We start from the raw sequence: 12,418 nt of genomic DNA on the forward strand, positions 1-12,418 counted from the left end.
GGCGGTCAGCCCGCCAGGTGCCCCGGGTCGTTCCAGCTCTCGATGGCCGGCTCCCCGTAGGCCCAGCCCAGGACCGACAGTGACGTCGGGTTCAGCCGGATCCGTGCCGCGAAGTCCAGCGGCAGCCCCAGCCACCGTGCTCCGATCGACCGGAGGATGTGCCCGTGGGCGAAGACCAGCACGTCCCGGTCGGCGGACCGCGCCCAGGCGACGACCTCGTCCGCGCGGGCGGTGACCTCGGCGAGGGACTCGCCCCCGGGGACGCCGTCGCGCCAGATGAGCCAGCCGGGGCGGACCGCCTGGATCTCGGCGGGGGTCATGCCCTCGTAGGCGCCGTAGTCCCACTCCATGAGGGTGTCCCACCCGGTGGCGCGCTCGCCGAAGCCGGCGATCTCGCACGTCTCGCGCGCGCGTGCCAGCGGGCTGGTGCGTATCTCGACGTCGGCGAGACCGTCGAACGGTGCCCGGTGCAGCCGTTCGCCGAGCAGTTTGGCGCCCCGGCGGCCCTCCTCCAGGAGCGGTACGTCGGTCCTGCCGGTGTGCTTGCCGGACAACGACCACTCGGTCTGTCCGTGCCGGGCCAGCAGGATGCGCGGTGCCATGGGGGACCTTTCCGGGACATCCCCCAGCGAACCGGGGGAGAAATCGGGGGCGGAACCCCTCCATCATCGCTCACCCTGGGAAGGGGCAACCCGGTGGGCGATCTCAGCGTCTTTGAGGGCCGGGGGCGCTCGGTACGGGCGCGCACATACGCCGTAAAGTGGCACGTCCCGCGCCGTCGGCGCCGTGCGACACGAAGGGGGAGGCAATCGGATGCCGCAGACCGAAACACCGGGCACCGAGGCGGCCCCGCGGACCCGGCTGCGCTGGTGGACCGAACTGCCGCTGATCGTGCTGGTGTACGCCTGCTACTCGGCCGGCCGGCTCCTCGCGCGCGGTGACGTCACGAGCGCCGTCGACCACGGCCTGGCGATCCTGCGGATCGAGAAGGCCCTCCACCTCAACGCCGAGCACCCGCTGAACCGCCTGTTCACGCGCGAGGCGTGGCTCGGCGTACCGGCCGACTTCCTGTACGCCTCGCTGCACTACCTGGTCACGCCCGCGATCCTGGTCTGGCTGTTCCGCTCGCGCTCCCAGGTCTACCGGGCGGCCCGCACCTGGCTGATGACGTCCACCTTCATCGGCCTGATCGGCTTCACGCTGTTGCCGACCTGCCCGCCCCGGCTGCTGTCGGCGAGCCACGGCTTCGTGGACACGATGGCCCAGTACAGCTCGTACGGCTGGTGGGGCGGCGAGGCGAGCGCCCCGCGCGGGATGGGCGGCATGACCAACCAGTACGCGGCGATGCCGAGTCTGCACGTGGGCTGGGCGCTGTGGTGCGGTGTGATGCTGTGGCGCCACGGCGGCACGCGCACGGCGAAGGCGGCCGGTGTCGTGTACCCGCTCGTGACGACGATCGTGGTGATGGGCACCGCCAACCACTACTTCCTCGACGCGGCCGCGGGCGCGGCCGTGATGGGCGCCGGCCTGCTGCTGGCCCCGCTCGTGACCCGCACGGTGGACCGGATCAAGGTGGCCGCCGCCTCCCGTGCCGCCTCCCCCGTCCCGTCGGCCGCGGCGGACTCCCCGGGCGCAGCGGCCTCGATTGTCAGTGGCGGATGCCAGACTTCCACGGGTGAGCGAATTCCACGGCAGCGCGAGTCACGGTTCGGGCCCGGAACCGAACCGGGTGCCTCCCCCTCGGACGCGGGGGACGGCGCTCCGGCAGCGGCTCGCTGAGCTGCGCGGCCCCGACGTCCCGGCCAAGGCGCTGGACGCCCGTGCCCTCGCGGCGCTCGCCGCGAACCCCGGCTGCAGGCGGCGCGCGATCCTCGACGGCGCGGGGGTGAACAAGGCGGCGCTGGCGGGCGCGCTGGGCTCGCCGTCGTCCTTCGGACAGTCGCAGTTCGCCCTCACGCGCGGCAACGCCTTCGAGGCGAAGGTGAAGGCGGACGGCGGCGCGGAGCTGCTGCGGCTGGTGCACGAGCGGCTGGACCCCGGCGCCGAACCCCCGGCCTCCGCGAGCGTCCCCGACCTGACCGCGTCCGGCCCCGAGGGCCGTACCGCGCGTACGGCCCTGGCGCTGCGCGAGGCCACCGAGCAGGCGCGCGGCACCTGGACCCTGCTCGACCACCCGATGCTCGCGCTGGACGTGGCCGGCTCCCCCGCGTTCCTGGAGCCGGACGCGGTGGTGGTGCACCCGGACGGCGGGTGGACGGTCGTGGAGATCAAGTCCTTCCCGATGCTGGACGGTTCGGCGGACCCGGCGAAGGTCGGCGCGGCCGCCCGGCAGGCGGCCGTCTACGTGCTGGCCCTGGAGGAGGTCGCCGCCCGGCTCGACCCCGCGCCGAAGGTCCGCCACCGCGTGCTCCTGGTCTGCCCCAAGGACTTCTCCAATCTGCCGACCGCGTCCGCCGTGGACATCCGCAAGCAGCGCGCGGTCACCAGCCGCCAGCTGGCCCGGCTCACCCGTATCCAGGACATCGCCGACGCCCTCCCCGAGGGCGTCTGCTTCTCCCCCGAGCTGCCCGCCGAGCGGCTCACGGCATCCGTGGAGGCCGTCCCGGCGACGTACGCGCCCGAGTGCCTGGCCGCGTGCGAGCTGGCGTTCCACTGCCGGGACCGCTCCCGCGCGGCCGGCGCGGTGACCACCCTGGGCCGTTCGGTCCGCGCCGACCTCGGCGGGCTGACCACGGTCGACGACGTCCTGGCGGCCGCCCGCGGCACGGCCGGGGACCCCGAGGACCCGGCGGTCGCCGCGCTGCGCCGGGCCGCACGGCTGCGCACCGAGGCGCTGGGGGCGATGTGTCGCTGATCTCCACCCTCGCCCGCCTCGAGGCCGTCACCACCGGCCGCGCCCAGCCCGCCGCCACCGTCCGGCACCGGCATCTCTCCGACCGCCCGCTGGTCCTCGTGCCGCTGACCACCGCCGGTGAGGCCGGCGCCCCGCTCGGCGCGCTGGTCGGCACCGACCGGGACGCGCCGCGCCTGCTGGTCGTACCGCAGCCGCGCGACCGCGACCTCAGGTTCGCGTTCCTGGCCGAACTGGCCGATGTGGTCCTGCCGTACATCGACTCCTACGCGGACGCGGTGGAGGCCGCCGAGCGCAACGAGACCGACCCCGAGACGGGCAAGCGCGTCAAGGTCGAGGTCGAGCTGTGCGCCGACGCGCCCCAGCTGATCGTGCCGAGCCGCGCGGGCGTCGACCTGGTGCGCCTCCTGGGCCGCTCCATGCGCTTTCGGCGGACGGCGGAGCAGGACCCGGAGACACCGCATCCCGCGCCGCCGCGCGTGCCGCTGCTCGGGCGGTGGCTGACGCACTTCGGGGAGCGGGCGCGTGTCCCCGGGTCGTCGCTGCTCCTCGCGCTCACCGAGGTGCTCGGCCGGCACTGGGCGACCGGGCAGTCCAGCCTGGAGGACCAGCACCTGGGGGCACTGCTGGCCTGGATCGCCCCGCCGGACGGCACGTCGGGCGCCGAGGCCGCTCTGCGCGCGGAGCTGGCCCGGGACGCCGACGGGCAGTTGCTGTGCCCCCCGGCCGGCCCGGCCACCGACCCGGCCTTCGACAACAAGCTGCTCGCCCCGGCCATCGAGCGCTACGACCGCGCGCGTACCGCCCTCGCGGCCGCCGAGGACGGCCTGGAGGCCGACGACCGGCTGGGCGCGCTGACCGCCGCCGAGCGAGAGATCCACGAGCTGGTGCGCAGCCGGACACTGCCCACCTGGCAGCGGGTGTGGGAGGGCCTCGACCTGCTGCGGACGCTGCCCGAGGGGGCGCACGTGGAGGAGCGGTGGACGCGCGACCGCTGGTCGTTCACCGGCCACCGCGACCGGGTCGTGGCCGGCGAGCCCCCGCAGCCGCGCCGGGACGACGCGGTGACGGCCGCGAACAAGCTGGCCACGCGCGAGCGGGAGCAGGCCCGGCTGGAGGCGCAGGAGGCGCTGGACGACCCGCTGGTGATGGCGGGGCGGCGGCTGGCCGGGGAGGCGTTCGCGGGCGAGGTCGTCGACGTCGTCATGGCCTACAGCGAGGGCAAGCGGCCGAGCCCGCGCCCGCTGGTCACCGTCCGCACGGACGACCGGCCGCAGCTCGGGGAGCGGACGAAGGTGTACCGCTCGCTGGGCGGGAAGCCGCAGGCGGCGGAGTTCGTGGAGCGGCCCGCGGAGGATCTGCTGGTGCTGCGGATCGTCGACAAGATGGGCCGCGGCAAGGAGCCCGAGCGGGGGTCGGTGCCCGAGAAGGGCGACCTGCTGTGCTTCACCCTGTTCGAGCACGAGCAGCGCGGCGGCGCGAAGCTGCCGGACCCGGAGGAGACGCCGTGGACGCACGGCGGGCCGCCCGGGGAGCGGACCCCCGAAGCCCCCGACTCCGTCACCCAGGAGGACGTGCTGTGACCACCGAGGCCGTCTTCGACCCCGGTACCGCCGCCGGCCGCGCCACCGACGCGATCCTGCGGGACACCCTGCACGGCACCGCGCGCGGGGTGGTCGTGGACTCCCCGCCCGGTGCCGGGAAGTCCACGCTCGTCGTCCGCGCGGCGCTGGAACTCGCCGACGCGGGGCGACCCTTGATGGTGATCGCGCAGACCAACGCGCAGGTGGACGACCTGGTGCTGCGGCTCGCCGAGAAGAGCCCCGAGCTGCCGGTGGGCCGGCTGCACAGCAGTGACGCCGACCCGTACGACAAGGCGCTGGACGCGCTGGAGCACGTACGGAAGTCGGCGAAGGCGGCGGATCTCGCCGGCCTGCCGGTCGTCATCTCCACGGCGGCCAAGTGGGCGCATGTGAAGGTCGACGAGCCGTGGCGGCACGCGATCGTGGACGAGGCGTACCAGATGCGGTCGGACGGGCTGCTGGCCGTGGCCGGGCTGTTCGAACGGGCGCTGTTCGTGGGCGACCCGGGGCAGCTGGACCCGTTCGCGATCGTGGGCAGCGAGCAGTGGGCGGGCCTGTCGTACGACCCGTCGGCCTCGGCGGTGACGACGCTGCTGGCGCACAACCCCGAGCTGCCGCAGCACCGGCTGCCGGTGTCCTGGCGGCTCCCGGCGTCGGCGGCCCCGCTGGTCTCCGACGCCTTCTACCCGTACACCCCGTTCCGCAGCGGCACGGGACACGGCGACCGCCGGCTCTCCTTCGCGGTGCCCTCGGACGGCTCCGGACCGGACCGGGTGATCGACGAGGCGGCGGAGTCCGGCTGGGGCCTGCTGGAGCTGCCCGCCCGGCACACGCCGCGCACCGACCCGGAGGCGGTCCGGGCGGTGGCGACCGTCGTACGGCGCATGCTGGACCGGGGCGGCGCGGCGACGTCCGAGCGCTCACCGGACCCGAGCCCCCTGACCGCCGACCGGGTGGCCGTCGGCACCGCCCACCGCGACCAGGCGGCGGCGGTCCGTGCCGCGCTGGCCGAGCTGGGTGTGACGGACGTGACCGTGGACACCGCGAACCGGCTCCAGGGCATGGAGTTCGACGTCACGGTGATCCTCCACCCGCTCTCCGGCCGCCCAGACGCCACCGCCTTCCACCTGGAGACCGGCCGCCTGTGCGTCCTCGCCTCCCGGCACCGGCACGCGTGCGTGGTGGTGTGCCGGGCGGGCGTCGGCGACCTCCTCGACGACTACCCGTCGACGGAGCCGGTCCAGCTGGGAACGCTCGTGAAGTTCCCGGACGGGTGGGAGGCGAACCACGCCGTGCTGGCGCATCTGGCGGAACACCGGGTGCCGTGGCGGCCGTGAGACGTACGCCGACACCTCACGCCGTACCGGCGCGTCTCCGGGAACATCGGGTGGCCCGGAGGCCTTGAGATTGCGGGGCCGAGGGCCTCTTGCGCCACCGGGGGACAATGGAAGGTGGTCCGCATCCGAACCGCACGAGGAGGACAAGACATGGCGGAGCCCACGCCGCGTCGGAACGAACCGCGGCTACGCCCCGCGCCCCTGCTCTTCGAGCCGGCGGAGGCGGCCGGGGATCCGGAGCACTTCTTCGACCTGGAGTCGATCGACGACCCCGGCGCGCTGCTGTCCCGCGCGACGGAGCTGACGGTGGCGTTCCGGGCGGCGGCCGACCGGGCGGTGGAGTTCCAGGCCATGGCCGCGGCGCAGCTCGCCGACCCGCGCCGGTTCGACCGGCTGACGCCGGCGGACATCGCCGAGCGCGCCGAGTGGACCGAGGACTACGCGAAGAAGATGGTCGAGTTCGGACGGGACCTGCTGCGGGGGGACGCCGACGGCCGGGGGCACATCGACCCGCTGTAGGCCGGCAGCCGCCACACACACCACCGCCACCGTCCCCATCCACCGCCCCCACCACCGGCCCGACCCCCATGGCATATGCCGGGCGGGCAAGATACCCCCTCCTCCACTCCCTTGTCCCGATTTTCCGCAACTCTTAGGAATCACCTGCTCACACCCGGTACACCTGTCCGTCATGAGCAGCGCTTGTGTCACCGCGGACGGGGCCGCCTGGCTGGCCTCCGCCGGAACGTCTCCCCACAGCACCCTCGCCCTCTGGGACGAGCGGCCTGACTCCCCGGTCGTGCTGCCGTGCGGTTCCGTCTTCGACGTCATCAGCGCGCCGGCGGTGTTCGGGCGGCTGATGCTGGACCGGCTGTGGGGCGAGGGGCCGGGCTCCGGGCCGGTGGCCGCGTTCCGGGGCCGGACCCTGCTGTTCGCCGCGCCGGGCACGGCCCAGCGGCTGCCGTCACTGCTGCGCTGGGAGGAGTACGACCGCAAGGGCGCGATCCCGCCACTGCTGTGCCACGGCACCGGCGACGCGGTGACCGTCCCGGCGGTGCTCGACGACGCCGCCCCGACCCCGTCCGGCAGCCGCTGGGTGGTCGCCCCGGACAACCGCCGGCCGTGGCTGCCGGGCCCCGAGATCCTGCTCTGGGCGGCCGTGCGGGCGGCCCGCACGGCCGTGCGGATATCGATTTTTCCTCCCCAGGATCAGGATGCTAAGGTCTACGACGTCAGCAGGCGCCGCTAGCTCAGTTGGTTAGAGCAGCTGACTCTTAATCAGCGGGTCCGGGGTTCGAGTCCCTGGCGGCGCACGACGTCGATGGCGAGGCTTGTTCGCAGAAAGCGCGAACCAGTCTCGCCTTCGTCTTTTCTGCGCGGCTCCGCCGCGCGTTGTGGGGGCTCCGCCACCCACACCCCCACACGATCGAAGGCCCCTCGCAAAAGCGGGGGGCTTTCGCGTGCGTCATCAGCGGGGCCCTCACACATGCGCCGGCGTGATCCGTACCGTCCACGCGCCCGAGGCCGTGCGGCCCTCCACCTCCACGCGGACGCCCTCACCGTCCGGGACCGTGAAGGTCTCGCCCGCGGCGACCGGGGCGTCGGCCAGGGGCGGGTAGACGGAGGCCTCCCAGCAGGCCTCGGTGCGGGGGTGGGCGTCGACGACCTCGACCGGGCCCCGGCCGGACTGGGCGTCGCTGCTGACGCGGTAGACGAGGATGCCGGCGCGGCAGACCTCCCGGTCGTTGCCGACGGGCCCGCGCGCCTCGAAGGCCAGCGCGCTCTGCGGCCCCGTGCGGACCACCGCCAGCTTGGTGCCGTGGCCGAGGCCGAAGGCGGGCGAGCCGGAGACCCGGGTGACCGGCACGCCCGGTCCGGCGCCCAGCGGCTCCAGGGTCAGCCGGGTCGGCCCGGGACCCCGTACGCACACCACCTGGCGGGGTTCCAGCCAGCCCAGCTTCCACTTGTGCCAGCCGAACAGATCCGGCGCGAGACCGAACTGGCTGCCCATCAGGTCCCAGTCGCCGACATGCGTGTCCCAGTCGCCCTTGCCGTCCGCCGGGCGGCGGTAGAGGTCCGGCAGGTCGAAGACGTGCCCGGTCTCGTGGGCGAGGACCAGCCGGTCCGGCGGGTGCTTCTCGAAGACCGTGACGACCCGGCGGATGTCCGTGCCGTCGGCCCGCAGCGGGGCGTCCAGGTTGACGACCTTCGTGGCGTCCGAGTCCACGCCGGGCGCGTCGGGGTCGGCGACGAAGTAGACGATGTCGTAGCGGGAGAAGTCGACCCATGGATCGGCGGAGGCCAGCGCGTCGTGGAGGTAGGCGGCGCGGTGCCCGGGGCTCCAGTCACGCTGTATGGCGTACGCGGTGGACGGCTTCGGCATGCGGATCCAGCGCTTCAGCGGGTGCGCGCGCAGGGCGAACCTGCCGTAGGACGCCTGGCGGAAGAAGCGGCTGGTGGCGGGGAAGTGGTCGGCGGCCAGTTCGGCGGGGGAGGCCATCGGGGCCCAGTCCGGGAAGGACAGGAAGACCATCACGGCGTCGAGGGTGCGCTCGGGCCGGGGGTAGGCGGTGTTCCAGGTGTCGAGGCCCTCCGAGTGGTGGGCCATGGTGCGCTTCAGGGCACAGGGCGTGGTCGCGAAGGGTTCGGCGACGGAGGGGCCGCTGACCAGGGAGGTCGCGACGAGCGCCGACAGGGTGGTGGCCATGGCCGCGGTGCTGCGCAGTCGAGGGCGCGGGAAGAGTCGCGGCACTTCGGACCTCCGGGAGCGGTTCACGGGACACCGCCACCAGCCTGTGCGAATTTGCCCTACTACGCCCTGTTTGCCTGCCCCAGAAGAGTGAGGAGGGCGAAAGCGGGCATCACTTCCGACACCCCCGGAATTCTCACGGAACGTCACATGCGGTCACCCGCCCGCAGAACCGGTCCACCTGCGGGCAGAAACGATCTGTCAGAACCGTGGGTTGTTCCGGGACACTGGGCAGTGGCTGCGCGGGTCCGGGGGCAGCCTCTATGATCGGCACACTTTCCTGCGCGGACAGAGATCGAGTGCACTGCGGGAGCGAGCGGTGAGCGGAACGTCCGAAGGGCCGACGCCCGCGGCAGACCTCGACCGGTCAGCCGTCACAGAGAGTGACAACGAGACAGCTACTGGTACGGGAGGCGTGAAGGGAGCAGACACCGCGGCCTACCGTTCCGTTTTCGCGAACGCCCCGCTCGCCATGGCGCTCGTCGACCGCGAGGGCGTGGTCGTCGACGCCAACGAGGCGCTCGGCGAACTGCTCGGCGGCTCGGCCGAAGGCCTGGTCGGACGGGTCGCCGCCGACCTGCTCGACCTCGCCTCCGACGCCCGCACCTGGCACGCCTACCGCGAGGTGCTGCGCGGCCGGCAGGCGAAACTGCGCTGCACCCGGCGCCTGAAACACCCGGACGGGCGCACGCTCTGGGCCCAGGTCACCGTCTCCCCGCTCGACGACCACACCCCCGGTGTGCTGCTGTCCGTGGCCGACATCAGTGCCCGCCGCGATCTCCAGGCCCGGCTGCGCCACCTCCAGATGCACGACCCGGTGACCCGGCTGCCCAACCGCACCCTGTTCTTCGAGCGGGTGACGGCCGCGCTGGAGGCGGAGTCGTACGCACAGAGCGGGACCGGCCGGATCGGCCTGTGCTACCTGGACCTGGACGGCTTCAAGGCGGTCAACGACACGCTCGGCCACCGGGTCGGCGACCGGCTGCTGGCCGCCGTCGCCGAGCGGCTGACGGACTGCGCGAAGGAGGCCGGGCGCAGCCGGCCGAGCGTGCCCCTGGTGGCCAGACTCGGCGGCGACGAGTTCGCGCTGCTGGTCGAGGACTCCACGGGCACCGAACAGCTGGCCGACCTCGCCGAGTCGGTGCTGAAGGCGCTCCAGGCGCCGTTCGACCTGGCCGGACAGCGGATGAACGTCTCCGCCTCGATCGGGGTCGTCGAACGGCACGCGGCCGGCACCACCGCGACGGGTCTGATGCAGGCCGCCGACACCACGCTGTACTGGGCGAAGGTGGACGGCAAGGACCGCTGGACACTGTTCGACCCGGAGCGCAACGCCCATCTGATGACCCGCCAGGCGCTCGCGTCCACCCTGCGGCCCGCCATCGAGCGGGGCGAGTTCCGGCTCGACTACCAGCCGCTGGTCGGTATGTCGGACGGCCGGCTGCGCGGGGTCGAGGCCCTGGTGCGCTGGGACCACCCCCGGTTCGGGCTGTTGCCGCCGAATCGGTTCGTCGCACTGGCCGAGGAGGACGGCTCGATCGTGCCGCTCGGGCGATGGGTTCTGGCCACCGCGTGCCGTCAGGCCCGCCGCTGGCAGCTGGAGAACCCCGACGAGCCGCCGCTGTTCGTCAGCGTCAACGTGGCGGTCCGTCAGGTGTGGGACTCCGACCTGGTCGCGGACGTGGCGGAGATCCTCGCCGAGACCGGGCTGCCCCCGCATCTGCTCCAGCTGGAACTCACCGAGTCGGCCGTCATGGGCTCGGCGGGCCGCCCGCTCCAGGCCCTCCAGGCGCTCAGCGACATGGGCGTGCACATCGCCATCGACGACTTCGGAACCGGATACTCCAACCTCGCCTACCTCAGCCGGCTGCCCGTGTCGGTGCTGAAGCTCGACGGGTCGTTCGTGCGCGGCTTCCAGTACGAGGGCACGGGCGCCGCGCCGAACCCGGCCGACGAGGTGGTCGTCGAGGCGATGATCGACCTCGCCCACCGGCTCGGGCTGACCGTCACCGCCGAGTGCGTGGAGACCTCCGCGCAGGCCACCCGGCTGCGCAGCATCGGCTGTGACACCGGGCAGGGGTGGCTGTACTCCCGCCCGGTGCCGCCGGATCGTATCTCCGAGCTGCTGCTGGGGGCCGCGCCCTACGCCGTCGGCAACCCGTAGGCGTCGGCGACGAGTTCGTAGGAGCGCAGGCGCAGCTCGCCCCGGTGGGCGTGGCTGGTGAGCATCAGCTCGTCGGCGCCGGTGCGCTTGTGGAGGTCGTCGAGTCCGGTGCGGACCTCGTCGGCCGTGCCGTGGACGATGTTCGCCGCCCAGGAGTCGACGAACTCCCGCTCCAGATCGGTGAACACATGGGCCTCCGTCTCCTCCGGGGAGGGGAAGAGCCCGGGGCGGCCGGTGCGCAGCCGGACCATGTTGAGGCCGGTCGCCAATACCTGCCGGCGGGCCTCGCGCTCGTCGTCGGCGGCGAGCACGGAGACCCCGATCAGCGCGTACGGCTCGGCGAGCACCGCGGACGGCCGGAAGGACTGCCGGTACAGGTCGAGGGCCGGGACGGTGTTCTGCGCGGAGAAGTGGTGCGCGAAGGCGAACGGCAGACCGAGCAGTCCGGCGAGGCGGGCGCTGAAGCCGGAGGAGCCGAGCAGCCAGATCGGCGGGCGGTGCCGGGACTGCACACCGCCCGGGGAGGTCGCCTGGATCGGGCCGGGCACGGCGTGGATACGGCGGTAGGGGTGGCCGTCGGGGAAGTCGTCGTCCAGGAACCGGGTCAGTTCGGCGAGTTGCTCGGGGAAGTCGTCGGCGCCCTCGGGCAGGCCGTCGGAGCGGCGCAGCGCGGCGGCGGTCGCCCCGTCGGTGCCGGGGGCACGGCCCAGCCCCAGGTCGACGCGGTGCGGGGCGAGGGCCTCCAGGGTGCCGAACTGCTCGGCGATGACCAGGGGCGCGTGGTTGGGCAGCATGACGCCGCCCGAGCCGAGCCGGATGCGGTCGGTGTGGGCGGCGAGGTGGGCGAGGATCACCGCGGGCGAGGAGGAGGCGACGCCGGGCATGGAGTGGTGCTCGGCGATCCAGTAGCGGTGGAAGCCGCGGGACTCGGTGAACCGGGCGAGGTCGACGCTGGTGCGCAGGGCGTCGGTGGCGGTGCGGCCGGAGCCGACGGTGACCAGGTCGAGGACGGAGAGGGGGGTGGGGGCCGTGCCGTGCGCGGTGCCTCGGACCTCGTCCGTGGCCCTCTCACGCGCCGCTGCCGCGTCCGCCGCCGTCGCGTCCGCCGTCGTCTCGCCTGCCGCCGTCTCGTCCGCCGCCACGGGGTCCTCCTGTCTTCGGGCTTACGGTGTCCTCCGCGCGGTAACAGGAGGGTGTCCCCGTTTATTCCCGCGTGGCGCCGGACCGATCACGCCTGCACGATCGGCTCCCGGGTGAACAGCGCCCCCAGTCCCGCCGCGTTCACCCGCCGGGCGGTGAGCCGCAGCGCCTCCCAGACGGCGACCTGGCTGGCGGTGAGGACCGGCTTGCCCAACTCCTCCTCCAGGGCGGGGATGTACGCGGCCGTGTGGAGGCCGGGGTCGGGCAGCAGCACCACTTGGGCGCGCGGGTCGTCGGCCGCCCGGGCGAGAGCGAGCACCCCGGCCTCCCCGGCCTCCCCGGCCTCCCCGGCCTTCCCGGCTTCCCCGGCCTTCCCGGCCTTCCCGGTCTCCCCGGCCTTCCCGGTCTCCCCGGTCTCCCCGGCCTTCCCGGCTTCCCCGGTCTCCCCGGCCTTCCCGGCCTTCCCGGCCTTCCCGGCCTTCCCGGCTTCCCCGGTCTCCCCGGCCTTCCCGGCCTTCCCGGTCTCCCCGGCCTTCCCGGTCTCCCCGGTCTCCCCGGCCTTCCCGGCTTCCCCGGTCTCCCCGGCCTTCCCGG

Annotated in this window: 11 protein-coding genes and 1 tRNA gene; 8 read left to right on the forward strand and 4 right to left on the reverse strand. The window is 73.9% G+C overall.

Annotation, left to right across the window (positions count from 1 at the left end; all coding sequences use genetic code 11):
* Positions 1–5 precede the first annotated feature (5 nt).
* A complete protein-coding gene (locus ACZ6D7_RS02635; RefSeq protein WP_469482605.1) occupies positions 6–602 on the reverse strand; it encodes a histidine phosphatase family protein in 597 nt (198 codons plus the stop codon).
* Positions 603–813: 211 nt separating this feature from the next.
* Here ACZ6D7_RS02635 and ACZ6D7_RS02640 point away from each other — a divergent pair, with 211 nt between their 5' ends.
* The 7 genes from ACZ6D7_RS02640 to ACZ6D7_RS02670 all read left to right on the forward strand — a co-directional run bounded on the left by ACZ6D7_RS02640 (position 814) and on the right by ACZ6D7_RS02670 (position 7,084).
* Positions 814–1,779 carry a phosphatase PAP2 family protein gene (locus ACZ6D7_RS02640; protein WP_469482607.1) on the forward strand — a complete coding sequence of 322 codons (966 nt, stop codon included), beginning with the start codon at positions 814–816 and terminating at the stop codon, positions 1,777–1,779.
* Positions 1,730–2,854: a hypothetical protein gene (locus ACZ6D7_RS02645; protein ID WP_469482609.1), complete on the forward strand. Its 1,125-nt coding sequence runs from the start codon at positions 1,730–1,732 to the stop codon at positions 2,852–2,854. The genes ACZ6D7_RS02640 and ACZ6D7_RS02645 overlap by 50 nt, the downstream gene beginning before the upstream one ends.
* On the forward strand, positions 2,845–4,434 hold the full coding sequence (locus tag ACZ6D7_RS02650; protein ID WP_469482611.1) for a hypothetical protein: 1,590 nt from the start codon (positions 2,845–2,847) through the stop codon (positions 4,432–4,434). Before ACZ6D7_RS02645 ends, ACZ6D7_RS02650 begins: the two co-directional genes overlap by 10 nt.
* On the forward strand, positions 4,431–5,771 hold the full coding sequence (locus tag ACZ6D7_RS02655; RefSeq protein WP_469482613.1) for an AAA domain-containing protein: 1,341 nt from the start codon (positions 4,431–4,433) through the stop codon (positions 5,769–5,771). The genes ACZ6D7_RS02650 and ACZ6D7_RS02655 overlap by 4 nt, the downstream gene beginning before the upstream one ends.
* Positions 5,772–5,921: 150 nt before the next feature.
* Positions 5,922–6,290 carry a hypothetical protein gene (locus tag ACZ6D7_RS02660; RefSeq protein WP_469482615.1) on the forward strand — a complete coding sequence of 123 codons (369 nt, stop codon included), beginning with the start codon at positions 5,922–5,924 and terminating at the stop codon, positions 6,288–6,290.
* A 172-nt stretch (positions 6,291–6,462) separates the two neighbouring features.
* Positions 6,463–7,020, forward strand: coding sequence for a bifunctional DNA primase/polymerase (locus ACZ6D7_RS02665; protein ID WP_469482617.1), 558 nt, complete (start codon positions 6,463–6,465; stop codon positions 7,018–7,020).
* Positions 7,011–7,084 (forward strand) — tRNA-Lys (locus tag ACZ6D7_RS02670). Before ACZ6D7_RS02665 ends, ACZ6D7_RS02670 begins: the two co-directional genes overlap by 10 nt.
* 167 nt (positions 7,085–7,251) lie before the next feature.
* Here the strand turns inward: ACZ6D7_RS02670 and ACZ6D7_RS02675 are convergent.
* Positions 7,252–8,523, reverse strand: coding sequence for a M6 family metalloprotease domain-containing protein (locus tag ACZ6D7_RS02675; protein WP_469482619.1), 1,272 nt, complete (start codon positions 8,521–8,523; stop codon positions 7,252–7,254).
* A gap of 316 nt (positions 8,524–8,839) precedes the next feature.
* On the opposite strand from ACZ6D7_RS02675, the gene ACZ6D7_RS02680 reads away from it, so the two are divergent.
* A complete protein-coding gene (locus ACZ6D7_RS02680; RefSeq protein ID WP_469482621.1) occupies positions 8,840–10,684 on the forward strand; it encodes a putative bifunctional diguanylate cyclase/phosphodiesterase in 1,845 nt (614 codons plus the stop codon).
* Here ACZ6D7_RS02680 and ACZ6D7_RS02685 read toward each other — a convergent pair.
* On the reverse strand, positions 10,663–11,826 hold the full coding sequence (locus ACZ6D7_RS02685; RefSeq protein WP_469482623.1) for an LLM class flavin-dependent oxidoreductase: 1,164 nt from the start codon (positions 11,824–11,826) through the stop codon (positions 10,663–10,665). The genes ACZ6D7_RS02680 and ACZ6D7_RS02685 overlap by 22 nt on opposite strands.
* Positions 11,827–11,912: 86 nt before the next feature.
* Positions 11,913–12,418 (reverse strand): aspartate racemase/maleate isomerase family protein (locus ACZ6D7_RS02690; RefSeq protein ID WP_469482625.1); only part of this gene is annotated, 506 nt, incomplete at its 5' end.

It is taken from the genome of Streptomyces sp. NPDC041784 (genome assembly GCF_055591025.1).

What these genes read in the sequence shown, in the direction of transcription:
- ACZ6D7_RS02635 (WP_469482605.1), bottom strand. Translation starts at nt 602, where the DNA reads ATGGCACCGCGCATCCTGCTGGCCCGGCACGGACAGACCGAGTGGTCG.
- ACZ6D7_RS02640 (WP_469482607.1), top strand. Translation starts at nt 814, where the DNA reads ATGCCGCAGACCGAAACACCGGGCACCGAGGCGGCCCCGCGGACCCGG.
- ACZ6D7_RS02660 (WP_469482615.1), top strand. Translation starts at nt 5,922, where the DNA reads ATGGCGGAGCCCACGCCGCGTCGGAACGAACCGCGGCTACGCCCCGCG.
- ACZ6D7_RS02665 (WP_469482617.1), top strand. Translation starts at nt 6,463, where the DNA reads ATGAGCAGCGCTTGTGTCACCGCGGACGGGGCCGCCTGGCTGGCCTCC.